The sequence below is a fragment of the Pseudomonas sp. 2024-210 genome, from assembly GCF_045062345.1.
In the GTDB taxonomy this organism is placed as follows: Bacteria; Pseudomonadota; Gammaproteobacteria; order Pseudomonadales; family Pseudomonadaceae; genus Aquipseudomonas.
Genome location: NZ_JBJGEJ010000001.1, coordinates 93,220 through 117,850 on the forward strand (window position 1 = coordinate 93,220; position 24,631 = coordinate 117,850).

21 protein-coding genes are annotated in these 24,631 nt (G+C 55.9%); 10 read left to right on the top strand and 11 right to left on the bottom strand.

Annotation, left to right across the window (positions count from 1 at the left end; translation table 11 throughout):
* Positions 1-190 precede the first annotated feature (190 nt).
* Entirely contained in the window at positions 191-1,051 is an 861-nt protein-coding gene (locus tag ACI7MX_RS00445) for a MurR/RpiR family transcriptional regulator (RefSeq protein WP_314484914.1), read from the top strand.
* 6 nt (positions 1,052-1,057) lie between these two features.
* Here the strand turns inward: ACI7MX_RS00445 and ACI7MX_RS00450 are convergent, their stop codons facing one another.
* The 6 genes from ACI7MX_RS00450 to ACI7MX_RS00475 all read right to left on the bottom strand — a co-directional run bounded on the left by ACI7MX_RS00450 (position 1,058) and on the right by ACI7MX_RS00475 (position 7,776).
* Positions 1,058-1,921, bottom strand: a complete 864-nt coding sequence (locus tag ACI7MX_RS00450; RefSeq protein ID WP_314484815.1) for a D-hexose-6-phosphate mutarotase — start codon at positions 1,919-1,921, stop codon at positions 1,058-1,060.
* Positions 1,922-2,033: 112 nt separating this feature from the next.
* Complete coding sequence (locus tag ACI7MX_RS00455; RefSeq protein WP_314484819.1) at positions 2,034-3,389, bottom strand: carbohydrate porin; 1,356 nt, start codon at positions 3,387-3,389, stop codon at positions 2,034-2,036.
* 95 nt (positions 3,390-3,484) lie between these two features.
* Positions 3,485-4,615 carry an ABC transporter ATP-binding protein gene (locus ACI7MX_RS00460; RefSeq protein WP_405586387.1) on the bottom strand — a complete coding sequence of 377 codons (1,131 nt, stop codon included), beginning with the start codon at positions 4,613-4,615 and terminating at the stop codon, positions 3,485-3,487.
* 3 nt (positions 4,616-4,618) lie between these two features.
* Positions 4,619-5,464, bottom strand: a complete 846-nt coding sequence (locus tag ACI7MX_RS00465) for a carbohydrate ABC transporter permease (protein ID WP_314484825.1) — start codon at positions 5,462-5,464, stop codon at positions 4,619-4,621.
* Positions 5,457-6,365: a sugar ABC transporter permease gene (locus ACI7MX_RS00470; protein WP_314484828.1), complete on the bottom strand. Its 909-nt coding sequence runs from the start codon at positions 6,363-6,365 to the stop codon at positions 5,457-5,459. Before ACI7MX_RS00470 ends, ACI7MX_RS00465 begins: the two co-directional genes overlap by 8 nt.
* Before the next feature lie 124 nt (positions 6,366-6,489).
* A complete protein-coding gene (locus tag ACI7MX_RS00475; protein WP_314484831.1) occupies positions 6,490-7,776 on the bottom strand; it encodes an ABC transporter substrate-binding protein in 1,287 nt (428 codons plus the stop codon).
* Positions 7,777-8,117: 341 nt separating this feature from the next.
* Between ACI7MX_RS00475 and ACI7MX_RS00480 the strand changes: the two genes are divergently transcribed.
* Complete coding sequence (locus ACI7MX_RS00480) at positions 8,118-8,765, top strand: AP2 domain-containing protein (RefSeq protein ID WP_314484835.1); 648 nt, start codon at positions 8,118-8,120, stop codon at positions 8,763-8,765.
* Here ACI7MX_RS00480 and ACI7MX_RS00485 read toward each other — a convergent pair.
* The 4 genes from ACI7MX_RS00485 to edd all read right to left on the bottom strand — a co-directional run bounded on the left by ACI7MX_RS00485 (position 8,734) and on the right by edd (position 13,865).
* Positions 8,734-10,194, bottom strand: coding sequence for an ATP-binding protein (locus tag ACI7MX_RS00485; RefSeq protein ID WP_405586381.1), 1,461 nt, complete (start codon positions 10,192-10,194; stop codon positions 8,734-8,736). The two genes, ACI7MX_RS00480 and ACI7MX_RS00485, sit on opposite strands and share 32 nt — an antisense overlap.
* Positions 10,184-10,921 (bottom strand): response regulator, encoded by a 738-nt coding sequence (locus tag ACI7MX_RS00490; protein WP_314484841.1) that lies wholly within the window; start codon positions 10,919-10,921, stop codon positions 10,184-10,186. The genes ACI7MX_RS00485 and ACI7MX_RS00490 overlap by 11 nt, the downstream gene beginning before the upstream one ends.
* 164 nt (positions 10,922-11,085) lie before the next feature.
* Positions 11,086-12,042 (bottom strand): glucokinase, encoded by a 957-nt coding sequence (locus tag ACI7MX_RS00495; protein WP_405586377.1) that lies wholly within the window; start codon positions 12,040-12,042, stop codon positions 11,086-11,088.
* Positions 12,039-13,865: a phosphogluconate dehydratase gene (gene edd / locus ACI7MX_RS00500; protein ID WP_314484846.1), complete on the bottom strand. Its 1,827-nt coding sequence runs from the start codon at positions 13,863-13,865 to the stop codon at positions 12,039-12,041. The genes ACI7MX_RS00495 and edd overlap by 4 nt, the downstream gene beginning before the upstream one ends.
* A 207-nt stretch (positions 13,866-14,072) precedes the next feature.
* Between edd and gap the strand changes: the two genes are divergently transcribed.
* From gap to ACI7MX_RS00535, 7 genes are all read left to right on the top strand, one after another.
* A complete protein-coding gene (gene gap, locus ACI7MX_RS00505; protein WP_314484849.1) occupies positions 14,073-15,074 on the top strand; it encodes a type I glyceraldehyde-3-phosphate dehydrogenase in 1,002 nt (333 codons plus the stop codon).
* 4 nt (positions 15,075-15,078) lie between these two features.
* Positions 15,079-15,543 carry a methylglyoxal synthase gene (locus ACI7MX_RS00510; RefSeq protein ID WP_314484852.1) on the top strand — a complete coding sequence of 155 codons (465 nt, stop codon included), beginning with the start codon at positions 15,079-15,081 and terminating at the stop codon, positions 15,541-15,543.
* 237 nt (positions 15,544-15,780) lie between these two features.
* Positions 15,781-16,299 (top strand): sigma-70 family RNA polymerase sigma factor, encoded by a 519-nt coding sequence (locus tag ACI7MX_RS00515; protein WP_314484855.1) that lies wholly within the window; start codon positions 15,781-15,783, stop codon positions 16,297-16,299.
* Positions 16,300-16,350: 51 nt separating this feature from the next.
* Positions 16,351-17,304 carry a FecR family protein gene (locus tag ACI7MX_RS00520; protein ID WP_405586372.1) on the top strand — a complete coding sequence of 318 codons (954 nt, stop codon included), beginning with the start codon at positions 16,351-16,353 and terminating at the stop codon, positions 17,302-17,304.
* A gap of 130 nt (positions 17,305-17,434) precedes the next feature.
* On the top strand, positions 17,435-20,032 hold the full coding sequence (locus tag ACI7MX_RS00525) for a TonB-dependent receptor (RefSeq protein WP_405586369.1): 2,598 nt from the start codon (positions 17,435-17,437) through the stop codon (positions 20,030-20,032).
* 112 nt (positions 20,033-20,144) lie between these two features.
* Positions 20,145-20,753: a biliverdin-producing heme oxygenase gene (locus ACI7MX_RS00530; RefSeq protein WP_405586366.1), complete on the top strand. Its 609-nt coding sequence runs from the start codon at positions 20,145-20,147 to the stop codon at positions 20,751-20,753.
* A 57-nt stretch (positions 20,754-20,810) separates the two neighbouring features.
* Positions 20,811-21,266: a YbaN family protein gene (locus ACI7MX_RS00535; protein ID WP_314484918.1), complete on the top strand. Its 456-nt coding sequence runs from the start codon at positions 20,811-20,813 to the stop codon at positions 21,264-21,266.
* Positions 21,267-21,309: 43 nt separating this feature from the next.
* Here the strand turns inward: ACI7MX_RS00535 and arcD (ACI7MX_RS00540) are convergent, their stop codons facing one another.
* Positions 21,310-22,737: an arginine-ornithine antiporter gene (arcD, locus tag ACI7MX_RS00540; protein WP_314484863.1), complete on the bottom strand. Its 1,428-nt coding sequence runs from the start codon at positions 22,735-22,737 to the stop codon at positions 21,310-21,312.
* Between the two features lie 453 nt (positions 22,738-23,190).
* Here arcD (ACI7MX_RS00540) and arcD (ACI7MX_RS00545) point away from each other — a divergent pair, with 453 nt between their 5' ends.
* On the top strand, positions 23,191-24,618 hold the full coding sequence (gene arcD / locus ACI7MX_RS00545; RefSeq protein ID WP_405586363.1) for an arginine-ornithine antiporter: 1,428 nt from the start codon (positions 23,191-23,193) through the stop codon (positions 24,616-24,618).
* The last annotated feature ends 13 nt before the right edge of the window (positions 24,619-24,631 follow it).

The following is a 24,631-nucleotide window of genomic DNA, read 5'->3' on the forward strand; positions in this document are numbered from 1 at the left end:
AAGTTAAGCTACAAATACCTTTTTTCAAGGCATCACTCAAGGAAAAATGTAGTAATAAACACAACATTTTCTCAAAATACAGAATCTTACTAGTGGTCATTACACACCATCAGTAGGATAGGCCACCTTACAGGGTCGCTTAAGTGCGGCGCTCTTTGCATCGCTGAACCTAGGATCATAAATGGACCGCGTGCGAAATTTACTCGAACAAATCAAAGGCCGCCTCGAAGAGCTGAATAAAGCTGAGCGTAAAGTGGCTGAAATCATCTTGCAGAACCCGCAGCAAGCGACCCGATTCAGCATCGCGGCGCTTGCCCAGGCAGCGTCAGTCAGTGAGCCTACGGTTAATCGCTTTTGCCGTTCATTCGGCGTCAGCGGCTATCCGGAACTGAAACTGCAACTGGCGCAAAGTCTGGCCAGTGGTGCGGCTTATGTCAGCCGCGCCGTGGAAGAAGACGACGACCCTGAAGCCTATACCCGCAAGATTTTCGGCAGCGCCATTGCGTCTCTCGACAGCGCATGCCAAGCCCTGGACCCCAACCTTATCAGTCGCGCTGTTGATTTGCTGATTCAGGCGCGTCAGATCCACTTTTTTGGTTTGGGTGCCTCGGCTCCGGTGGCGCTGGATGCCCAACACAAGTTCTTCCGGTTCAACCTCGCCGTCACGGCTCATGCTGACGTGCTGATGCAGCGCATGATTGCCTCAGTGGCGCACACGGGCGAGCTGTTCGTGATTATTTCCTACACGGGGCGGACGCGAGAGTTGGTGGAAGTGGCGCGTATTGCACGGGCCAATGGCGCATCTGTGCTGGGCCTGACTGCCGAAAACTCACCACTGGCCAAAGCCAGCACCTTGAGCCTGAACATTCCGCTGCCTGAAGACACCGACATCTATATGCCGATGACTTCGCGCATCATCCAGCTGACAGTGCTGGATGTATTGGCGACCGGCATGACCTTGCGCCGTGGCGTGGACTTTCAGCCACACCTGCGCAAAATCAAGGAAAGCCTCAATGCCAGCCGTTATCCGGTGGGCGATGAGTTTAATTAAGACGCTTCACGCACCACACAACCCCGCCCGCGCCTGCAAACTCAAATGCGCTTGTTCACCGGGAGCAAGCGCCTGGCTGTGAGTGCCACCACTGGTGGATTCGACACACACAAAGCCCATCACTTCATTCCAGCTCACGCCCAGCAGAGGGCGTTTGCCGGGATGCCACACCACAGTATTGGCAGTGTCGCCGGTGTCGATGCTCAACGCCCGTTGCCAGGCATAATCATTGAGCTGCATTTCCCCCTCTTGCTGGAACACGCGCTGGCAACCGCCCTCCACTCTTAACTCGCCTTCCTGCTGGCAGACTTGACGATTCAACTGATCATAACCCTGCGCCCCTTCGAGCCCAGACAGCGCTACCTCAGCAACGTCGCCAATGCGCCAATACGCGCGCAAGGCCTGACTCACCTGGCACGGCTCATCATCCTGATGTTCGGTGCTCAGGCGCAGGTCCATCTCCTCCCCCAGCCGCGCATGCAAATCAACCTGCCAGTCACACAACTGCAAGCGCCAGTGCAAGGAAACCCCGTCATCATCTGAACTGCTGTTCAACAGTTTCCAGTCGATCAAACGCGCCCAGCCATGGGAAGGCCACGCATTCTCGCTGGGATGACGTCCATACCAGGGCCAGAAAATGGGAACCCCCCCACGGATTGCCCCCACTTGAGGCCACTTGGCAGCACACCACAGCCAGGGCTTTTGACCGGTCGGCTGAAAGTGCAGTAATTGCGCGCCCTGACGACTGAACACGGCTTGGCAATGCGGGTGATCAATGACCAAAACATCGCGTTGCTGAAAGCGCTCCCACTGGAAGATCGGTTGCTCGCGCTTGGATTTATAAAAGCGGTGAAGTGGATTCTCATGCATGTGCCGCGGTCCTGAAATCACGCGGGTCTGCCCGCAGGAGGTGCCGTACTGAAAAAAAAACGGACAGCTAATGCTGTCCGTTCGGGCAATATCGATGCCTAGAGTAAACGACTTAGAACGCCGCTTGAATCTTCAGACCACCGACAATTGCGTTTTCTACTTGCGACACGCCGCCCGGGTGCTTGATGTACTGCACGTTAGGACGCAAGGTCAGCCAATTGGTCATGTGAAAACCATAGTTGACCTCAACGTTGTACTCCGTGTGCTGCACGGGCTGATACAACGGATTGTCGTAGTTGGATATATCGTTGTAAGCATTAAGCAGGCGCTCACCTTTGGTTACGTCGTTATTGACGTGAATGCGCGCAACACCGATACCCACATCGTCTTTTGGACGAGAATCAAAGGGGCCTTTATAAACCAGCATCAACGACTGATAGTTGTCGATCATGTTGGTGTCTTTATCATGGAACGTGGCGTTAGCCGCAAAGTTCAGACCACGCGAAGCATCACCGTTATGAGTGGTCAGTTGCTGTTGCACGACCAACCAGTAACCGTACTTGCTGTCGTGACTGCGGAAGGCGTTGCCGGAAATGACTGCATCCTGACCGTTCACGTCTTTGCGAACGTCATCCGCATCGGCGGTACTTTTGTAGTAGCCGACACGGTATTCGCCAGGCAGACCATTGACCTTGGGCGACCACACCAGCTCAACCGGAAGCACAGTACCTTTAGTACCGCTGCCGCTCAGCTTGAATGCGTTGCCGGACTCCAGTTGCGACGGGTTCATATTGTAGGCGCCGATTTGCGCATAGAACTCAGGCGTGATGTTGTACTTCACCCGCAGGGCCGCAACACTGACTGGCCAGTTATACCAAACACCGCCGTCATAATCGCCCACTTGAGAGCCACACAACGACAAGCTCTGGAAGTCACAAGGGAATGAGTTGAAGTCTTCGCCTTCACCGAAGTAACCGGCTTTAACATCCAGCTTGCCATCGAAGTACTTTTGTTTGATCCATAGCTGGGTCAAACGTACAGTTTGGCCACGGCCCCACACTTCTTGAGAAGAACTCAGTGTGCCAACGCGCGGATCGCCAATACGGTCATTGGAAATGTTATTGCCTTGACGGGCAGTAATCATTGCCTTGAACTCGGTATCTTTCCAGCCCAGGATCTTTTCAAGATCCATTTTGACACCAAGACCGTATTGATCGCTGTATCGTGCGGTGGTGTTCTTGTTGTAGCCCCCCTTCAGGTTGCTACCCATCTCACCCACGTAATCCAGTGTAAAGTCATACCCTTTTTCAAGCAGCTCGGTGCGAGTGCCGCCCCAGTCACCGAGCATCCATTTGGAGTCTGCGCTGAAGGGTTCTTCAGCAGCAAAACTGTTGCTGGCACAAAGCCCTAGCGATGCAATTGTCAAAAGCTGGAGAGCCAGTCCCGGGCGGGTCATTCGGTTGTACATCCCATATTCCTCAAATTTCTTTATTCGACTGTGTACGGGGTATAGCTCAAACAGAGCAGGCAGCAAGTTATCTGCCTAAACTCGAGACGCTTGAACTACGCCACGCATTCTTGAGGCACACACAAGGCCCTGAGACGTTCACCAGTATTAGCATCAAATAGTAACACCTTACTGGAATCGAACTGTAGGGTTAGATTTTGGCCGGAGTCAGGAGCAGAATCCGGTGTCAAACGACAGCAGACCTTAGTGTTATTGATGTTTACAAAAACCAAAGTATCAGGCCCCGTTGGCTCAACAACTTGAACTTCTGCACGCAAAGTGGGCAAGTGGGTGAGTTCATTAGACGCCAATACTATCTGCTCGGGGCGAATGCCCAAGATCAACTCTCGGTCCTCCAACCCCGCTTCGCTTAAGGCCAACGGCAACTCGCACCGTGACTGTCCGCTTTCAAGTACCGCCCGCAAACCGTCATCCTGGCGCTGCAAGCGCACCGGAATAAAGTTCATCGGCGGTGAACCAATAAAACTGGCGACAAACAGGTTGGCCGGGTCGTTATAAATCTGCTTCGGCGTACCAAACTGTTGAATGATCCCGTCTTTCATGACCGCCACTTTATCGCCCAGTGTCATGGCTTCGATCTGGTCATGCGTGACATACACGGTGGTGGTTTTAAGACGCTGGTGCATCAGTTTCATTTCAGTACGCATCTCAACCCGCAACTTCGCGTCGAGGTTGGAGAGCGGTTCGTCAAAAAGGTAAATCTTGGGGCGTCGTGCCAGCGCTCGCCCCATCGCTACGCGCTGTTGCTGGCCGCCCGACAATTGACCGGGCTTGCGCTTGAGCAAGTGTTCGATTTGCAGCAACTTGGCGACACGAGCGACTTCTTCATCAATGGCTGCAGCATTCATTTTGCGGATCTTCAGACCAAATGCGATGTTGTCGCGCACGCTCATGGTCGGGTAGAGCGCATAAGACTGAAACACCATGGCGATGTCGCGGTCTTTGGGGCTCATGCCGCTGATGTCGGCGTCGTCCACCAGAATCGAGCCGCCACTGATGCTTTCAAGTCCGGCGATGCAATTCATCAAGGTCGACTTGCCGCAGCCCGAAGGCCCCACTAGGATCAAAAACTCGCCGTCGTCGATTTTCAGTTCAATGTTTTTAAGCGTATCGGGCAAGCCCTTGCCGTAGCTTTTGTTGACGTTACGTAATTCGAGCGTTGCCATGCCTTACCCCTTGACTGCGCCGGCTGTGAGCCCGCGCACGAAATACTTGCCTGCGACCACATAGACCAGCAGGGTCGGCAGCCCGGCGATCATCGCCGCTGCCATGTCCACGTTGTATTCCTTGGCGCCTGTGCTGGTGTTGACCAGATTATTCAGGGCCACGGTAATAGGCTGCGATTCGCCGCTGGAGAACACCACACCAAACAGGAAGTCATTCCAGATCTGTGTGAACTGCCAGATCAGGCAGACCATAATGATCGGCGTCGACATGGGCAGAATGATCAACCGGAAAATAGTGAAGAAACCTGCACCGTCCATGCGGGCAGCCTTCACTAATGCATCGGGAATGCTGACGTAATAGTTACGGAAGAACAGCGTGGTAAACGCCAACCCGTAAACCACGTGGACGAATACCAACCCCGTGGTCGTGCTGGCCAGGCCCATCTTGCCCAAGGTGAAGGAAGCTGGCAGCAGCACGGTCTGAAACGGCAGAAAGCAGCCAAACAGCAACAGGCCAAAGAACAATTGTGAGCCGCGAAAGCGCCACATCGACAGTACATAGCCGTTCAACGCACCGATCGCGGTTGAAATCAGCACCGCCGGGACGGTGATTTTGATCGAGTTCCAGAAGTAGCTGTCAACGGTAGCCCACGCCTTGACCCAACCAATGCCGGTGACGACGGTAGGCCAACTGAGCAAGTTGCCGGTGCTGATGTCTTCCGGGGTCTTGAAGCTGGTCAACAACATGACCACCAACGGCACCAGATACAGCAAGACGGCGAGAATAAGCACGGCGTAAATCGCCAGGCGACTCAAGCTGACGGATGATTTACCCACGAGACTACTCATGACGCTTGGCCCTTAGCTCGGAATACAGGTAAGGCACAATGATCGCGAGAATCGCACCGAGCATCAAAATGGCGCTGGCCGATCCCACGCCCATCTGGCCGCGACTGAAGGTGAAGGAATACATAAACATGGCGGGCAGATCGGATGAGTAGCCTGGGCCACCGGCCGTCATTGCGGCCACCAGGTCAAAACTCTTGATCGCGATATGCGCCAGGATCATGACCGCACTGAAGAACACAGGCCGCAGACTGGGCAGCACCACGGTCCAGTAGATGCGCGGCAGGCTCGCGCCATCAATTTGTGCAGCACGAATGATCGATTGATCCACACCGCGCAGGCCGGCCAGGAACATGGCCATGATAAAGCCCGAGGCTTGCCACACCGCAGCGATCACCAGGCAGTACACCACGCGGTCAGGGTCAATCAGCCAGTCCAGCCGAAAGCCCTCCCAACCCCAGTCCCGCAGCAGTTTGTCCAACCCCATGCCCGGGTTGAGCAGCCATTTCCAGGCCGTACCGGTCACGATCATCGAAAGTGCCATCGGGTACAGGTAAATGGTTCGGATGAACCCTTCGCGGCGGATTCGCTGATCGAGGAACACCGCCAGTGTTACACCAATCACCAAGGTGATCGCGATAAACATGCCACCGAATACCGCCAGGTTTTTACTGGCCACCCACCAACGGTCGTTGTCGAACAAACGTTGGTATTGCGCCAGACCGACCCACTTGTAGGTCGGTAAAAAAGTCGAGTTAGTGAACGACAGCACAAACGTCCACAGGATATAGCCATAAAAGCCCACCAGAACGATGAACATGCTGGGCGCCAGTACCAGTTTGGGTAGCCAGCGCTGCAGGGCATCGAGCGGTGAGGCTTTGCTGAACACAGCAACAGAACTCATGGGAAAATCCATGCAGGGAAGAAAACGACAAGGCCATTACTGAATGAGTTATCAGCTCTGACAGGGAATGACTGACCCGCCATGCAGGCAAGCCCTCCAACAAGAGGACCTGCCGCATTAAGGATTACTTGGCTGACTTGACCGCAGCGCCGAGTTTTTTGGCGGTATCTGCAGGGTCGGCATTCGGGTCGTTGATGAAGTTAGTGACGACATCAAAGAACGCTCCCTGTACAGCCAGCGTGGTCGCCATGTTGTGCGCCATGCTCGGTTGCAGACCGCCGGACTTGGCGTCCGCCAGAAAGTCTTTGGCAGCCGTTTGAGCACAGGCGTCAAAGCCGTATTTACCCATGTCGTTCAGCATGTCGTTGCGCACCGGGATTGAGCCCTTGTTGATGCTGAAGACCTTCTGGAAGTCTTCACCCAAGGCAACCTTGGCGATGTCCTGCTGGCCAGCTGCAGTGCCTGCATCTTTCTGTTTGAACACCGCCAGTGAGTCGATGTTGTAGGTAAAGGCTTTGTCGGTGCCCGGGAAAGCAACGCATTGATAGTCCTTGCCGGCGACTTTGTTCGCGGCAGTCCACTCGCTCTTGGCCCAGTCGCCCATGATCTGCATGCCAGCCTTGCCGTTAATGACCTTGGCGGCTTCGAGGTTCCAGTCCTGACCTTTGCCATCAGGGTCCATGTAGGTAGCGACTTTCTTCAGCTCAGTCAGCGCCTTGACCATTTGCGGGCCAGTCAGCGTGTCGTTATCCAGATCGACCAGGGCTTTTTTGTAGCCATCCACCCCCATCACCGACAGCACCACGGCTTCGAAAACAGTGCTGTCCTGCCAAGGCTGACCACCGTGGGCAAGCGGAATAAAACCCGCCGCTTTGAGCTTGTCGCCCGCGGCGTAGAATTCTTCAAGCGTGGCAGGGGGTTTTTCGATGCCGGCTTTTTTGAACACTTCAGGGTTGATCCACAGCCAGTTGACGCGGTGGATGTTCACCGGCACCGCCACGTAATCACCTTCGTACTTCACCGTGTCCGAGACTTTCTTGTCGAGCAGCCCGTCCCATTTTTCGCTCTGGGCGACTTTTTTCAGTACGTCTGTGTCGAGCAAACCCGTGGACGCCCATTCCTGAATATCGGGGCCCTTGATCTGCGCCATGCCAGGTGGATTGCCCGCAACGGCACGGCTTTTGAGTACGGTCATGGCCGTGGCCCCACCACCACCGGCGACTGCGCCGTCCTTCCAGGTGAAGCCGTCTTTTTCAACTTGAGACTTGAGGACATCAACAGCGGCTTTCTCGCCACCCGACGTCCACCAATGCACCACTTCCACCGTGCCTTTGGAGTCGGCGGCGTAGGCGTTCAAAGGAAAGAGAGAGGCGAGAGAGACGAATACCGCGAGGCGGCTGAATGAATTCATGAGATGACCTTTCTTGTTGTTATAACTGAGCAAGTCTTTTGCTTGCGCTTGTTATGAGTGTATCCATCGCTAAGCCCACTCACGTAACGAACAGACGTACAAATGTCACCATCCTGTGACAGTTAAATTCAGTCTGGATTTTTTTCAATAAAAACAAGAACTCTGCCCTGACGCCACTCTAAAGATGAGCCTCCTTTGAAATAAAGCATTTTCCGCATTGCCTGTAGGACGCATCCCGAAGTCGTTTTCCCACGTTGTACTGGCAAAAAACTTCAGCGAGTCTGCTAGTCATCAACACGACGAAATGAACGGATGCCGACACTCATCAGGAGATGCTGAACATGCAAAAGCGTAATTTGACCCACCGCAATCACTGCTTTATTTACCCGCTCAAGGATGATGACGGTCGACCCTACGCCTGGAAAATCGATATTCAGCGCGCGGGTAAGGTGCACACGCAAATTTTTAACTTCGCCGACTATGTCAACGAATATGCAGCCCTGGAGGCCGCAGAAAGTGTGCGTAATCTGCTGGTATTAAAAATGCCGCAGGTGTTCACCTATGAAAACCGCCAGCGGGTGATGCCTAATAACACCAGCGGGCATCCGGGCGTGTATCGAGTGCAATCCAACCACGTGGACTACTGGCGAGCGACGACGCGGATTCATGGTTACAACCTGAGCAAGAGTTTTCGTATTGATCGTTATGGCAACGAAGGGGCTTTGCAACTGGCACTGCAAGAACGCGAGCGGCAATTGACGCTGTGCAGCGAACCTTATGACGTTGCTATGGAAAAACTCCAGCAGCATTTCAGCCAAACCAGCCGTTGCGTCCGCGAAAAACGAATCAAAGCCGCGATGGATAAAACTCACACATCAAAACCGCCCACTGAACACACACCAGACCCTAATCTGGAGCCCGTGCTGCCCATCAGTGCCGAGCAAGCGCGTGAGTCTATCAATCGGCATTTCGCGGCATGCATAAAGTAACGCGCAGACCACCGACACTCAGGTTTTTCAAACTGACCTCGCCTCCGTGGCTGTGCGCGATACTGCGCGCGATACCTAGCCCCAGGCCATAACCCTGCTGGTTTCCCGACAACCTGAAATGCGGCTCGAAAACTTGCTCAAGTCGCTGTTCAGGGACGCCAGGACCTTCGTCATCAACGATGAGCTTAAAAGCATTGTCGTTGTCTTCAATGCACAAATGGGCGATTTGCCCGTACTTGAGGGCGTTATCGATCAAGTTGCCCATACAGCGACGTAAAGCCAACGGCTTGCCTGAGTATGGTCTCAACGCTTTGCCGTGCAGGGTCACACGGCCATTTCCCTGGGGGAGCAAGTAAGGCTCGATCAAACAATCGAGCAACACATTGAGGTCGACGGGTTCGATGTTTTCGTGAATGTCGGTGTCTTTCACACATTGCAGCGCGCCTTTGACCAGCATTTCAAGCTCATCCAGATCGCGACCGAACTTATGCTGCACCTGCTCGTCCTCGAGCAGCTCCACCCGCAATCGCAAGCGGGTGATGGGCGTACGCAAGTCATGGGAGATTGCACTGAACAATTGGCTGCGCTCGGTCAAATACCGGCTGATGCGGGCACGCATGCTGTTAAACGCGCGCCCCACTTCAACGACTTCACTGCCGCCGCCTGTTTCAACCGGCTTGAACTCATCCTCCCCCAACGACATATCCCGCGCCGCGCGCGCCAGACGCTTAAGCGGACGACTTTGCCAATGCACCAGCAAACCGATGAAAAGCAACAGGAAGATACTGCTCAGGGCGATAAACCAGACCTGCACCGCTGGCAAACCTTCTTCTTCAAGGCTGGTGTAAGGCTCGGGCAGTAATGAGGCAATGTACAGCCACTCACCCGGCGCCATCTGGATTTGCGTGACCAATACGGGCGGGTTGACCGGCTCCAGAGTCAGGGCAAAGTGCGCCCAGGAGCGCGGTAGCTCTTCCAGCTTGAGACCCGCATTGAAGATGCGTAAATCATTTGGGCTGACAAATTTCACGGACACGTCCGCATCAGGGCCCAGGGATTGACGCAGCACTTGGTCCACCGCATCCAGTACCGCTTGTTTGCGGGCAGTGGGCGGTAATGTCGGCATCCCCAAAGGCTTGTCATTGAGGCTCACGAAAAAACGTGTGCCGCCCATGCTGCGCATTTGATCCAGCACCAGCGGGCGATAAGCCAAGGGCAGTGAGCGCAAGTAGGTCACGGTGGCGGTCATGGAGCGCGCAAGGCTGCGGGCACTGGTCACCAGGCCTTCCAGTTGCGTGGTGCGCAATTGTGACAACCAGATAGCACTCGACAAGGTTTGCGCCAACACAATGGCCAGCAGCGTCAGCAGCAACATGCGTCCCAACAAAGAACGCGGCACACGCACTTTACGAAAGAATTTAAAGGCCATGAACGGCTGAGACCTGCGCCGCTAATTGGTAACCACTGCCGCGAACGGTACGAATCAATCGAGGCGGCTTGTCGGTATCGCGCAGGCGTTGACGCAAGCGGCTGACCGCCATGTCGATGATCCGATCCAGCGGCATCAGCTCGCGGCCCCGGGTGGCGTTGCCGATCGTGTCGCGATCAAGGATCTGTTGGGGGTGATCCAGAAAAAGCTTGAGCAATGCAAAGTCAGCCCCGGACAGGATGACTTCTTCACCATCGGCATGAAACAGGCGATGGGTCACGGTGTTTAGACGCCACTCGTCAAACGTTAATATTTCGCTTCCCGCCGGCGCCCCGGCGCTTGCAAATTGTGCGCGGCGCAATAACGCTTTAATGCGCGCCTGAAGCTCACGGGGGCTGAAGGGTTTACCCAGATAGTCGTCAGCGCCCAGCTCAAGGCCGATGACCCGGTCCGCTTCGTCGGAACTGGCGGTCAGCATGATGATGGGGGTCTGGGCAAAGCGCGCGTGTTGGCGCACCCAGCGACACAGGCTAAATCCGTCCTCGTCGGGCAACATCACATCCAGAATCAGCAAATCACAGGGTAGTGTTTCCAGCGCCTGGCGAAAGCCTGCACCATCGCCCACGGTATGCACCACAAACCCCGCACGGCTGAGGTATTGGTCAAGCAGTTCTCGAATATCTTGATCATCATCGACCAGCAAAATGGATTTGCCATGAGCGCTCATCGTGGTGTTCCTTATTGTTATAGATGCCCCGCAGCCCCATTGAGCAGGTTGCTACACATCGTCGGCTGCGATTGGGCGCGCAGCCCACCTACAACCTGATCGCCCACTACCCCTGGCACACTAAAGTGCCTGGCTTACGACGGCAGCGCCATTGATCTCAGCTGTCAAGCAAACGCCTGTTGCAACGCCACACCCGCACCGATCAAACCGCAATACGGCGCCGTCACCAGCCATACCGGAATACCCTTGAGGTAATCACTCATGCACCCCTTGTCGGCAAAACTTCGGGTAAAGCCGCTGGCCAGAAAAATATCGGCAAAGCGCGGAATCACCCCACCCACGATATAAACCCCGCCTCGACCACCGACCGTCAGTACGTTATTACCTGCCACACGTCCCAACCAGCAACTGAAGTGTTCCAGCACTTGCAACGCAACCGGATCCCCTTCCAGCGCGGCCGCCGTGATGGCCCGGTCGCTGTCCAGCACAGGCGTATGGCCATCGACCGCGCAAATCGCACGATAGACACGGGGCAAGCCGCTGCCGCTCAAGATGGACTCGGCACTGACATGGCCGATTTCAGCGTAAATGTGTTGCCACAACTGCACTTCGCGCGGGTTGCTCATGGGAAGGTCGACGTGACCGCCCTCCCCCGGCAATGCCATAAATTCACCGCTGTCCAAACGCAGCAGCGTGCCCACTCCCAAGCCGGTGCCTGGCCCGATCACGACCGCAGGTCGCGACGGTTCGACAACGCCGGGACAGACCTGGCGCACGTCGTCAGGTTGCAAACGGGTCATGCCCAACGCCATCGCACTGAAGTCATTGATCAACAGCAGGTTATCGACCTGCAGTTGCTGGCAAAACGCCGCTCGACTCAACCGCCAATGGTTGTTGGTAAAGCGGAACTCGTCGCCACTGACCGGCCCGGCGACGGACAAGCACACCGAACCTAACGCGCCCGGCGCTAAATCCAGACCGCTCAGGTAAAGCGTGATGGCGTCCTCGGGGCATGCAAAATCAGCCGTCGCCAGAACCTGAACCGAATGCAACTGGTCGTTTTCCCATAAGGCAAACCGAGCGTTAGTACCGCCTATATCACCGACCAGCGCGAGTTTCATTTCAAGGTTTCCAGAGACGAGGTGAAGGTGCTGGCGCCCTGTTCGGCTGAACTGAAGGCCTGGCGCATGAATGCAAACAACTCGCGCCCCGTGCCGACGGCATTGCTCAGCGTGCCGACTGCTGGAGTACGTGCGGCGAATTCTGCCTCATCCACCAGCAGTTGCAACGTACCTTTCACGCCATCGACACGGATCATGTCGCCGTCACGCACTCTCGCCAACGCGCCCCCCACCGCCGCTTCGGGGCTGACATGGATGGCCGCCGGGATTTTGCCAGACGCACCGGACATCCGCCCGTCAGTAATCAGCGCGACTTTGAAGCCGCGGTCCTGCAACACGCCAAGAAACGGCGTCATTTTGTGCAGCTCAGGCATGCCGTTGGAGCGTGGCCCCTGAAAACGCATGACCGCCACAAAATCGTGCTCCAGCTCACCGGCCTTGAACGCATCGGCCAGCTCCTGTTGATCCTGAAACACCCGCGCCGGGGCTTCAACAATTTGATGCTCTGGCGCAACGGCCGAGACTTTCATCACACCGCGCCCCAGGTTGCCCTCCATCACTCGCAACCCGCCCTCGGGCGAGAAGGCACGGGCCACCGGGCGCAGGATAGTTTCATCAAGGCTTTCAATCGGACCGTCGCGCCATACCAGCTCACCGTCAACCAGGAACGGTTCGCGGGTGTAGCGGCTCAGACCAAAGCCGGCCACGGTGTTGACGTTCTCGTGCAGCAAGCCCGCTTCGAGCAGCTCACGAATCAGGAACGCCATGCCGCCTGCGGCCTGGAAGTGGTTGATATCGGCTTTACCGTTCGGGTACACGTGGGACAGGGTCGGCACCACTTCAGACAGGTCGGCCATGTCTTGCCACGTGAGCTGGATACCCGCCGCCATGGCGATGGCTGGCATATGCAGCGTGTGGTTGGTCGAACCGCCGGTAGCGTGCAGCGCCACAATAGAGTTGACCAGCGAGCGCTCGTCAACGATCTCGCCCAACGGCATGAAGTTGCCACTTTGCTTGGTCAGACGGGTGATCTGGTGGGCGGCTTCGCGAGTCAGCGCATCGCGCAACGGTGTGTAGGGGTTGACGAAAGAAGCGCCCGGCAAGTGCAGCCCCATGACTTCCATCAGCAACTGATTGGTGTTGGCCGTACCGTAAAAGGTGCAGGTGCCAGGGCTGTGGTACGACTTCATCTCCGACTCCAGCAGCTCTTCGCGACTGGCTTTGCCTTCAGCGTAGCGCTGACGAACATCGGCTTTTTCTTTATTCGAAATACCCGACGGCATAGGCCCGCCCGGCACAAAAACAGTGGGCAGATGACCAAAGCGCAGCGCCCCGATCATCAACCCCGGCACGATCTTGTCACAAATACCCAGCATCATTGCGGCATCGAACATGTTGTGCGACAGCGCGACAGCCGTCGACAGCGCAATCACTTCGCGGCTCAGCAGACTCAGCTCCATCCCCGCTTCACCTTGAGTCACGCCATCGCACATGGCCGGTGTGCCGCCGGCAAACTGCCCCACCGAGCCCATTTCACGTAGGGCTTGTTTGATTTGCTCAGGGAAATGTTCGTAAGGCTGATGCGCTGAGAGCATGTCGTTATAAGAAGAAACAATGGCCACGTTGGCCGCGTTCATCAGGCGCAGGTTGTTTTTATCATCCGTACCGCACCCGGCTACGCCGTGAGCGAAGTTGGCACATTGCAGCTTGCCGCGTTGCGGACCGTCGCTGGCCGCGCCGCGAATCAGCGTCAGATACGCCTCGCGGGTCGCTCGACTGCGGGCAATAAGACGCTCGGTGACTTCAAGAACGCGGGGATGCATGTGTTGAACTCCAGGCTAACGGATGTGGCGACCTGTACGTGTCCTATGCTGACCGAAGGCGCGGTGACGCCGACTCAATCATTCGGACCCGTTGATTCAGGTCACTCGTTGTAGATAAAACAAAATATTGCCACTTAAATGGCTTGTTTTCTATTTTTATGAGAATAATCTTGTAATTCCAACAACAAATCGAGGCAGGCGCTTCCCATGACTCTACGAATCGCAATCAATGGTTTTGGCCGTATCGGCCGCAACGTCCTGCGTGCACTGTATACCCAAGGCTACCGTCAAGACCTGCAGATCGTCGCTATCAACGATTTGGGTGACAGCTCGATTAACGCTCATCTGCTCAAATACGACACCGTTCATGGCACGTTTGACGCGACCGTAGAGCACGATCAGGAGAGCCTGACCGTCAACGGTGACCGTATTGCCGTCAGCGCCACCCGCAACCCGGCAGAACTGCCATGGGCTGCGCTGAAGGTGGACGTCGTATTTGAATGCACCGGGTTGTTCACTGAGCGCAGCAAAGCCGAAGCGCATATTAGCGCCGGCGCACGCAAAGTGATTATCTCTGCCCCGGGTAAAAATGCCGATGCGACTGTGGTCTATGGCGTTAACCACGATATTTTGCGCCAATCGCATCAAATTATTTCCAACGCCTCCTGCACCACTAACTGCCTGGCACCGGTTGCGCAGATCCTGAATCGCGAGTTCGGCATTGCCAACGGCCTGATGACCACCATCCACGCCTACACCAACGATCAGAACCTGACTGACGTCTACCACAAAGATCTCTACCGCGCGCGTTCGGCCACGCACAACATGATCCCGAGCAAAACCGGTGCCGCTGAAGCAGTAGGCCTGGTATTGCCGGAGCTGGCGGGCAAGCTGACCGGCATGGCGGTGCGCGTTCCGGTGATTAACGTGTCACTGGTCGACCTGACTATTGAGCTCAAGCGCGAAGCGACGGCAGATGAAGTCAATGCGGTCTTTAAAGAAGCCAGCCAACATTCGAAGGTACTGGGTTACAACACCTTGCCGCTGGTGTCGAGCGACTTCAACCACAACCCGCTTTCGTCGATTTTTGATGCCAATCACACCAAAGTCAGCGGCAAACTGCTGAAAGTCCTGGCGTGGTACGACAACGAATGGGGCTTCTCCAACCGCATGCTCGACAACTGCCTGGCGCTGCACAACGCGGAGTAACGCGATGATCGGCATCAGTTTCACGACGGCCACTCTGGCGACGCGCAAGCGTATCGCCCTGGTGGCCCACGATAACTGCAAGGGCTTTTTGCTGGGCTGGGCCGAACGTCACAAAACCCTGCTCAGCCAGCATGACCTGTGCGCAACAGGCACCACGGGCTTGTTGTTGGGTCAGCGCCTGGGCTTGCCGATTGAAAGCATGATCAGCGGCCCCTTGGGGGGTGATCAGCAAGTCGGCGCACGTATCGCCGAGCAGCGGGTGGATATGCTGGTGTTCTTCTGGGACCCTTTCGAGCCCCAGCCGCACGACCCGGACATCAAGGCGCTGCTGCGGGTTGCTGCGGTATGGAACATCCCCGTGGCGTGCAATGAATGCAGTGCCGACTTTTTAATCAGCAGCCCGTTGATGGGGCAGCCGCATACGCATCGCGTCCCCGACTACAGCGCGTATTTGAAGGGCCGGGTTTAGAGCGCATTGACCTTAAGCCTGCAATCACTCGTCACGACGGCCATTGCGTAGTCGCTGACGAGGCACGAAGGCGGCGAGCGTCCCGAAGGGCCTTCAATCTATCAGGGCAGCAACGCCAGCCATCGCTGCTCATCAGGCAGTGCAACTTCTGTATCCCCCCCTCTTAGCAAAACATTACTTGACCAACACTACAGATGATAAGCATTATCATTCGCTAAAAATCGGTCGGGTAGTACAGTGAGTCAGTCCCACTTCAATCAAGTCTTCCTTACTCAGCGGGAAAGTTTACTGCGCACGTTACAGCGGATGGTGAATAACCACAGTACCGCCGAGGACTTGTTGCAAGAGACCTACTTGCGCGTCGCCCGTGCCCTCAACGACCGCACCGTTGAGCACCTTGAGCCTTTTGTCTTCCAGACCGCCCGCAACCTGGCGCTCGACCATCTGCGCGCTCGCCGCATTCAATCGCGTACGGTGGTCGAAGATGTGTCCATGGAGATCATTGAAGGGGTGGCTTCTCCCCTCAGCACCCCCGAAGAAGCCCATCAAGCCGCGCAACTCCTGGAGCGTTTGAGTGTGAGCCTGAGCCAGTTAACGGCGCGTCAACAACGGATCTTTATCCTGAGCCGCCTGCATGGTTGCAGTTATCAAGAGATCGCCGAACAGCTGGATGTTTCCTTGAGCACCGTTCAAAAGGAACTCAAATTGATCATGGCGATCTGCATCGGGGTAGCCGACAGACTCAATCGGCCTTAATCTGCACAGCCGATTCTTGTAAGAAAGTTCTGAGACTGCCAAGGAACACCCGTGACGGATACGCAAAAATCTGCTCAAGACGTGCTGCGAGACAGCGCCATGGATCAGGCTCTGGACTGGCTGATCACCCTTGAGTGCGCGAGCGAAGAGCAAAAAGTCGCTTTTGATGCCTGGCTCAATGCCGATCCGTCACATGCTCAAGCGTTCGCCGAAGCCAGCGCGATTTGGAACGGACACTCTGTTCTTGCGGCCGCTCATACCCTGCACACCCAACAGACGCCAAGCCGGTTAAAGCGTATCAGCCGTCACTGGAAACACGTCGCAGCGGCGGCCGTGCTGGTATTGACGGTGGGTACCTACAGCAATATGCCCATGCGCCTGCAAGCCGATCATTTGACCGTGATCGGTGAGCGCCAGCGTCTGCAACTCGAAGACGGTTCCAAAGTACTGCTTAACACCAATTCTGCGTTTTCCAGCAAAGTCGTTAATGCACAGGCCAATGCACGCCTTTATCAGGGTGAAGCGTTTTTTGAAATTCCGGCCAACCTTGAGTTCCCCTTGCAGCTCGACGCCGGCCCAGTTCGCGTCAGCGTGCGCGATACCGCCTTTGCCGTGAGCTATCTCAACGGGGAAGCGCAGGTGCGCGTCCAGCGCGGTGATGTGGAATTACGGGTCGCCAGTGTGGGCACACAAATGCGCCTGTCTGCGGGCAACAGCGTCAGCATTGGCCCCAACGGCTTCAGCAAGACCGCGAAGCTGAATCCGCAAATCGACCTGGCCTGGGTTCAGGGCCGATTAGTCTTTGAGAACTGCCCGATGGGCAAAGTACTCGATGAAATACGCCGCTATTACCCCGGCTGGATCATCAACAACAACGAAAAGCTCGCACAGGTTGCCGTCACCGGAAATTACCGACTCGACCAGCCACTGAACATCATTCGTTCCCTTGCCAGCATCACGTCCAGCAGTGTTTCGGAATTTCCGGCACTGGTGATCCTCAATTAAACACTCAACAATTAACTATTTTTTTACGCGATAGCCGCAGGTCAAACGTCTCGTAGTAGTCAATGCAACTGATTCGCATTTTGAGTCAGCTTCGCAACTAATAAGATTCGTTCACCACGGAGCGCTATCAATGCCCACACGTTTCAACAGCCGGACCCCCTCCAACGCCAGCACTGGCGGTTTGCACCAGTGCACATTGTCGTTGTTGACCGTCGCCATGCTTTTGGCTGGTGTACAAGCGGTCCCGGCCTTTGCCGCGTCTGATACACCGCCAGCCAGTCGCTCCGTGGGCACTTACACATTTGCCATTTCGCAGCAGCCACTCGCCTCTGCCCTGAATGACTTTACGACCGTGACCGGCTGGCAAGTGGGGCTGCCGGCAGAGTTGGCGCAGGATGTTTCGTCGCCGGGTGTACGCGGTTCGCTCTCCCCCGAAAAAGCAATGGACCACCTGCTCACCGGCACTAACCTGAGTTACCGCAAGCTGAGTGCCAACAACATCGCCCTCGAAAAGCGCAGCACCACCGGCAGCACGCTGGCCCTGCAACAAGTAACCATCAGCGCCACGCGGCAGGCACAGGACGTCAACTCGGTACCCAGCACAGTCACCGTGCATGACCGTCAAGAGCTCGACCGCGACAACGTCAACACCATCAAGGATCTGGTGCGCTATGAGCCGGGTGTATCGGTAGGCGGTGCCGGTCAGCGCGGCGGCGTCAGCAACTACAACATTCGTGGTATCGACGGCGACCGGATTCTGACCCAGATCGATGGTGTCGAAATTCCCAACTCGTTCTTCAATGGCCCCTACGCCAAAACCCAGCGTAATTACGTCGATCCGGAAATCATCAAGCGCGTCGAGATTCTGCGTGGCCCGGCGTCGGTGCTCTACGGCAGCAATGCCATTGGCGGGGCGGTGAGCTATTTCACCCTCGACCCGGATGACATCATCAAGCCGGGCAAGGACGTGGGCGCTCGCCTCAAGACGGGTTACAGCTCGGCCGACCGTAGCTGGCTCAAGTCCGGCACCGTGGCAGGCCGTGCTGGCGAGTTTGACGGTTTGCTGCACCTGAGTCAGCGCGAGGGGCACGAAACCGAATCCTACGGCGATCATGGCGGCACCGGCTTGTCCCGCACAGCTGCCAACCCGCAAGACATTAAAACCACTAACGTGCTGGCCAAGGCAGGCTGGAACTACAACGATGACGACCGTCTGGCGTTTACGTACGAAAAGTACAAGGACCGCGTCTCGGTCAATGAAAAAAGTGCTGTCGGCGGGCCTTTCAACGCAGGCAAACCACTGGGCATGTACCTTTCGCGCGAGGGTAAAGACACCATCAGCCGCGAGCGTTTCGGGCTGGAAAACAGCATGGTGCTCGACACCGCGGTGACCGATCACTTCAAGTGGAGCCTGAACTATCAAGTCGCTAAAACTGATCAGGAAACGCTGGAGGATTATTTCCCTTACACCCGTCGCGTGATGCGCTCGCGCACGACCACCTACGAAGAAAAAATGTGGGTACTCGACGCTCAGGCCGATAAAGCCTTCCACCTTGGCGACACCGATCATTTGCTGACTTACGGTGCCACCGTCAAGCACCAGAAGGTCACAGGTTCACGCAGTGGCTCGGGCACATGCCTGGCTGTGGGTCGGGGTTGCACGGCGATAGGAGCCCCAAGCCCCAGTGACTATCTGGTCAAGTCTAGCGACTTCCCGGACCCGACCATCAACACCTACAGCCTGTTTGCCCAGGACCAAATCAGTTGGAACAACTGGACCTTCATGCCGGGCGTGCGTTACGACTACACCAAACTCACACCGCACATCACCCAGGAGTTCCTCAATACCGTCAACCCTGCCCAGCAAGGCACCGTGAGCGACGACGACAAAGTCTGGCATCGCCTGTCGCCCAAGTTTGGCGTGACGTATGAGTTTAACGACAACTACACCTGGTACGGCCAATACGCCGAAGGCTTCCGCACCCCAACCGCCAAGGCGCTGTATGGCCGCTTTGAAAACCTTGAGGCGGGCTACTCCGTAGAACCGAACCCGAATCTTGAGCCGGAAAAAAGCAAAAGCTACGAGACCGGCCTGCGCGGCAAATTTGATGCAGGTACCTTCGATCTGGCGATTTTCTACAACAAATACCGCGATTTCATCAACGAAGACGCCATCACGCCCGGCTACAGCGAACTCGCCTTCCAGAGCAACAACATCAAGCACGCCACCATCAAGGGCGCTGAAGTCAAAGGCCGCCTGAACCTTGACGCCTTCGGTGCGCCACAAGGTCTCTACACGCGGGGCTCGGTGGCCTATGCCCACGGTCGCAACAACGACACCGGTCAGCCGATCAACAGCGTCAATCCGCTGACCGCCGTAATGGGTCTGGGTTACGAGCAACAAAACTATGGGGCGCTGGTGAGTTGGACATTGGTTAAACGCAAAGATCAGGTCGACGACAGCACCTTCTTCTCGCCAGATGGCACCAGCTCTCAATTCAAGTCGCCGGGCTATGGCGTCGTCGATCTGACCGGTTTCTACAAGGTCACCAAGGACGTCACCGTCAACGCGGGCCTGTACAACCTCACCGACAAGAAGTACTGGAACTGGGATGACGTGCGCGGCTATGACAGCGTCGGTGAAGCAGGCGTGCTGAACCCGGCCAACATGGACCGTCTGACGGCTCCAGGCCGTAACTTCTCGGTCAATCTGGTCTGGGACATCTAATCCAGAGACCTCATTGCGTAGTTTTTACACTGCGCAGTGAGGATTTTTTACTGTGATGCGTCTTCTTGTTCGTCTAGTTACAAAGCGCATTTCATCCTCAAGGGATATTTTCATGACCACTAAAGATTCAGCTCAGCGTCCATCCGAGCGTTCCAAGCGCCTGACCCTCGCTACCCGTGAAACTCATGACACGCTGGGCGATAAAGTCATGGGACGCGACCCGTTTGGCAGTCTCGACAACTACACCCATTTCGCGACTGCGCAGTATCTGTTCCTGACTGAACTGGCGCCTCTGCACACCGATCCACGACTGACCCAACACATTGCGCATTTGCCTGAACGATGCCGTGCCTCACAGATCAAGGCAGATCTGATAGACCTGGGTGTAGAACTGCCTGCCCCGGCTCCCGGCGCAGTGACAAACCCGAGCAAGGCGCAAGCGCTGGGCTGGGTATTTGTATCGGAAGGCTCAAAACTGGGTGCCGGAGTATTGATCAAACAGGCGCGCCTGCTGGGCCTGAGCGAAACCCACGGTGCACGCCATATGGGCGAGCCCGCCGAAGGCCGTGGCCGCAACTGGAAGAGCTTCATCGAAATGCTCGACAGCATTGAGCTTACGCCTGAGGAAGATGCCGAGCTGGAGCAAGCAGCCAACGATGCGTTCAGTCGTTTCACCTTCTTGCTGGAACAGACCTACGCGAAACAACCTGAACTGGCTTAAGCTAGCAAACCCGGTTAGCGCTCGCTGACCGGGTGTCCTTATATGCGTCCTGAGCTTATGACCTGCCAAACCCGACCCTCGTCGAAAATCGCTCGTATCCTGTTCGGCTTGCTCGCTTATATAAGCCTGGGCATTGGCCTGATCGCGATCGTGATTCCCGGCCTGCCGACCACCGAATTTATTTTGCTCGCCGCATGGGCCGCGACCAAAAGCTCCCCGCGCCTGAGTGCATGGCTTGAAAATCACCGTTTGTTCGGCCCGATTCTGAGCAACTGGCGTAATGGCAAAATCATCCAGCGCAAAGCCAAAGTCAGCGCCACCATCAGCATGCTGGTGTGCGCCGGGGTGATGCTGTACGTGCTTGATCACAACTGGCCTGTATTTCTGGCCATTGCGGGCATGAGTCTGGGCAATCTGTGGATCTGGTCGCGGCCAGAACGCCTCCCCGCCCCACCTCTATCTGTAGCAGCTGCCGAAGGCTGCGTCCGGTTGCGAAGCGACCGTAAAACCTGATGGCGCGCAGTTTGCGACAGTCACCAAGATCGCGGCGTGCCCGCTACAACGTCAACGCCCCGCTGTACAACGCATAGGCCGCCACCAGCGCCGCCACCACCACACCGGCAAAGATCACTTTTTCCCAATGCTTGAATAGCACTTGGCCTTGCTCGTGTTTGGCCTTGGCAAAAAAGACGATCCCCGGCGCGTACAACAACGCGGACAGCAACAGGTACTTGGGCCCCGCTGCATACAACAGCCACACGGCATAAATCAGTGCCACCGCGCCCACCAGCAAATCCTTGAGGCGCCGCCGACTCGCCCGCTCGTAGGTCTCACCGCGCACGCACAGCAGCACGGAATAGGCAGCCGACCACAAATACGGCACTAATATCATTGATGACGCCAGATAGATCAGCGTGGTGTAAGTCCCGGCAGACACCAGTGTAATCAGCAGAAAAACCTGAATCATCACGTTAGTCAGCCACAGGGCATTGACCGGCACACGGTTCGCGTTTTCCTTTTTCAGGAACGCCGGCATGGTCTTGTCTTTGGCCGTGGCAAATAGAATTTCAGCGCACAGCAGCGCCCAGGACAACAAAGCGCCCAACAGCGAAATGGCCAACCCGATACTGATCAGGATCGCGCCCCATTCACCCACCACATGCTTGAGTACTCCGGCCATGGAGGGATTTTGCAGTTTGGCGAGTTCAGGTTGAGTCATGATCCCCAGCGATAGCACGCTGACCATCACCAGCAGTGCCAACACCCCGAGAAAACCGATCACCGTAGCCTTGCCCACGTCCGAACGCCTCTCGGCCCTGCCCGAGTACACGCTGGCCCCCTCGATACCGATAAACACAAACACCGTGACCAGCATCATATTGCGCACTTGATCCATGACGCTGCCGAGCGCCGGGGTTTGAGTGCCCCAAAAATCCATCGTGAAGATATTGGCTTTGAAAGCGACCCCCGCCAGCACGATAAACATCACGATGGGCACCAGCTTGGCAATGGTGGTGAGCTGATTGATAAAGGCGGCCTCCTTAATGCCGCGCATCACCAAAAAATGCACCCCCCACAGCAGTAGCGATGCACAGCCGATGGCCAGCGGCGTGTTGCCTTGACCAAATGCCGGGATGAAATACCCCAAAGTGCTGAACAACAACACGAAGTAACCGACATTGCCCATCCAGGCACTGATCCAGTAACCCCAGGCAGACGAAAACCCCATGTAATCGCCAAACCCCGCCTTGGCGTAAGCGTAGACACCCGAATCCAGTTCCGGTTTGCGATTGGCCAGCGTCTGGAACACAAACGCCAATGCCAGCATCCCCACAGCAGTAATCGCCCAACCGATCAGTACGGCACCACCCGCAGCGCGCTCAGCGATATTTTGCGGCAAGGAAAAGATACCACCGCCAATCATTGAGCCGACCACCAACGCAATCAGTGCATTGAGCCGAAGCTTCTGGGTCTGCTGATCCATCGACACCTCTGAGTTTAAGTTGATGATTAATGTTTAGCAGGCTACAGGCGTTCAATGACTAAATATAGACGGGCTTGAATCGTTTAATGCAGCGCGCAATAACTTCGCTTTTTTTAATCGCAACATTATCTATTGAAACCTAAAAAACAATTCACCTGTAGATGTCCGTATTGATTTTTCGGGACAGATGAAACATGAGCCGCGCATTTGCAAATCTGAAAATACTGTCTAGCTTCAATACCCACAACACCGCAGTTAAAAGCGCAATCTTCGCTACTACAGCCTCTGAATCAGGCTTTCTCAGTGTGCTCGATAATAAAGTGCGTTATCAATTGCCCCCTCTTCGCTCTGCTGACAATGGAATGTCGTAATGCCCTGACCTAAGTCAACCGACTTAAAAAACAACGGATTATTCTTTTAGACCTCATCTCTCCTCGATTGGAGTCACTACAAATGTCTGATACTCCTGGAAAACTTCGACTGGGTGCATTGGTTGCTCTGGTAGTCGGCTCGATGATTGGCGGCGGTATCTTTTCGCTGCCGCAAAATATGGCAGCCAGTGCCGATGTCGGCGCCATTCTTATCGGCTGGGCAATAACCGCAGTCGGCATGTTGACGCTGGCTTTTGTGTTCCAGACCCTGGCCAATCGCAAACCCGATCTTGACGGCGGTGTGTACGCCTATGCCAAGGCCGGTTTTGGCGATTACATGGGTTTCTCTTCCGCCTGGGGTTACTGGATCAGCGCATGGCTGGGTAACGTCGGTTATTTCGTGCTGCTGTTCAGTACCTTGGGTTACTTTTTCCCGATTTTCGGCGAAGGCAACACGCCGGCCGCCATTATCGGGGCGTCAATCCTGCTCTGGGCTGTGCACTTTCTGGTGCTGCGCGGCATCAAGGAAGCGGCGTTCATCAACCTGCTGACCACGATTGCCAAGGTCGTGCCGCTGGTGCTGTTCATTCTGATCGCCTTTTTCGCCTTCAAACTGGACATCTTCACCAGCGACATCTGGGGCGTTAAAAACCCTGATCTGGGCAGTGTGATGAATCAGGTGCGCAACATGATGCTGGTCACCGTCTGGGTGTTTATCGGCATCGAAGGCGCGAGCATTTTCTCCTCTCGGGCCGAAAAGCGCTCCGATGTGGGTAAAGCCACCGTCATCGGCTTCATCATCGTTCTTCTGTTGCTGGTGCTGGTGAACGTGCTGTCGCTGGGCATCATGACTCAGCCTGAACTGGCCAAACTGCAAAACCCTTCGATGGCGGCCGTGCTTGAGCATGTTGTCGGTCACTGGGGCGCAGTGCTGATCAGTGTGGGCCTGATCATCTCGCTGCTGGGTGCGCTGCTGTCTTGGGTGCTGCTGTGCGCCGAGATCATGTTCGCGGCCGCTAAAGACCACACCATGCCGGCGTTCCTGAAGAAAGAAAACGCGAACCACGTACCGGTCAACGCCTTGTGGCTGACCAACGCCATGGTTCAGCTGTTCCTGATCATCACGCTGTTCTCAGCCAGTACTTATCTATCGCTTATCTACTTGGCGACTTCGATGATCCTGGTGCCATACCTGTGGTCTGCAGCCTACGGCTTCCTGCTGGCGGTGCGCGCTGAGACCTACGAAAACGCCCTGGCCGAACGCAAGAAAGACCTGATCATCGGCGGTATTGCGTTGATCTATGCCATCTGGCTGATTTATGCCGGCGGCCTGAAATACCTGCTGCTCTCGGCCCTGCTGTACGCACCTGGCGCCATTCTGTTCGCCAAGGCCAAGCGTGAAAGTGGCCAACCTGTTTTCACCAGCATCGAGAAAGTTATTTTTGCGGGCGTCGTCATAGGTGCGCTCATAGCGGCCTATGGACTCTACGACGGCTTCCTGACCCTGTAACACACCTGTTTAT

Bases quoted from the DNA above. Each gene is read 5' to 3' on its own strand.
- ACI7MX_RS00465 (WP_314484825.1), bottom strand. From the start codon at position 5,464: ATGAGTAGTCTCGTGGGTAAATCATCCGTCAGCTTGAGTCGCCTGGCG.
- ACI7MX_RS00470 (WP_314484828.1), bottom strand. From the start codon at position 6,365: ATGAGTTCTGTTGCTGTGTTCAGCAAAGCCTCACCGCTCGATGCCCTG.
- ACI7MX_RS00490 (WP_314484841.1), bottom strand. From the start codon at position 10,921: ATGAGCGCTCATGGCAAATCCATTTTGCTGGTCGATGATGATCAAGAT.
- ACI7MX_RS00460 (WP_405586387.1), bottom strand. From the start codon at position 4,615: ATGGCAACGCTCGAATTACGTAACGTCAACAAAAGCTACGGCAAGGGC.
- arcD (WP_405586363.1), top strand. From the start codon at position 23,191: ATGTCTGATACTCCTGGAAAACTTCGACTGGGTGCATTGGTTGCTCTG.
- edd (WP_314484846.1), bottom strand. From the start codon at position 13,865: ATGCATCCCCGCGTTCTTGAAGTCACCGAGCGTCTTATTGCCCGCAGT.
- ACI7MX_RS00535 (WP_314484918.1), top strand. From the start codon at position 20,811: ATGACCTGCCAAACCCGACCCTCGTCGAAAATCGCTCGTATCCTGTTC.
- ACI7MX_RS00525 (WP_405586369.1), top strand. From the start codon at position 17,435: ATGCCCACACGTTTCAACAGCCGGACCCCCTCCAACGCCAGCACTGGC.
- ACI7MX_RS00530 (WP_405586366.1), top strand. From the start codon at position 20,145: ATGACCACTAAAGATTCAGCTCAGCGTCCATCCGAGCGTTCCAAGCGC.
- ACI7MX_RS00450 (WP_314484815.1), bottom strand. From the start codon at position 1,921: ATGCATGAGAATCCACTTCACCGCTTTTATAAATCCAAGCGCGAGCAA.
- arcD (WP_314484863.1), bottom strand. From the start codon at position 22,737: ATGGATCAGCAGACCCAGAAGCTTCGGCTCAATGCACTGATTGCGTTG.
- ACI7MX_RS00510 (WP_314484852.1), top strand. From the start codon at position 15,079: ATGATCGGCATCAGTTTCACGACGGCCACTCTGGCGACGCGCAAGCGT.
- ACI7MX_RS00475 (WP_314484831.1), bottom strand. From the start codon at position 7,776: ATGAATTCATTCAGCCGCCTCGCGGTATTCGTCTCTCTCGCCTCTCTC.
- gap (WP_314484849.1), top strand. From the start codon at position 14,073: ATGACTCTACGAATCGCAATCAATGGTTTTGGCCGTATCGGCCGCAAC.
- ACI7MX_RS00480 (WP_314484835.1), top strand. From the start codon at position 8,118: ATGCAAAAGCGTAATTTGACCCACCGCAATCACTGCTTTATTTACCCG.
- ACI7MX_RS00495 (WP_405586377.1), bottom strand. From the start codon at position 12,042: ATGAAACTCGCGCTGGTCGGTGATATAGGCGGTACTAACGCTCGGTTT.
- ACI7MX_RS00485 (WP_405586381.1), bottom strand. From the start codon at position 10,194: ATGGCCTTTAAATTCTTTCGTAAAGTGCGTGTGCCGCGTTCTTTGTTG.
- ACI7MX_RS00455 (WP_314484819.1), bottom strand. From the start codon at position 3,389: ATGTACAACCGAATGACCCGCCCGGGACTGGCTCTCCAGCTTTTGACA.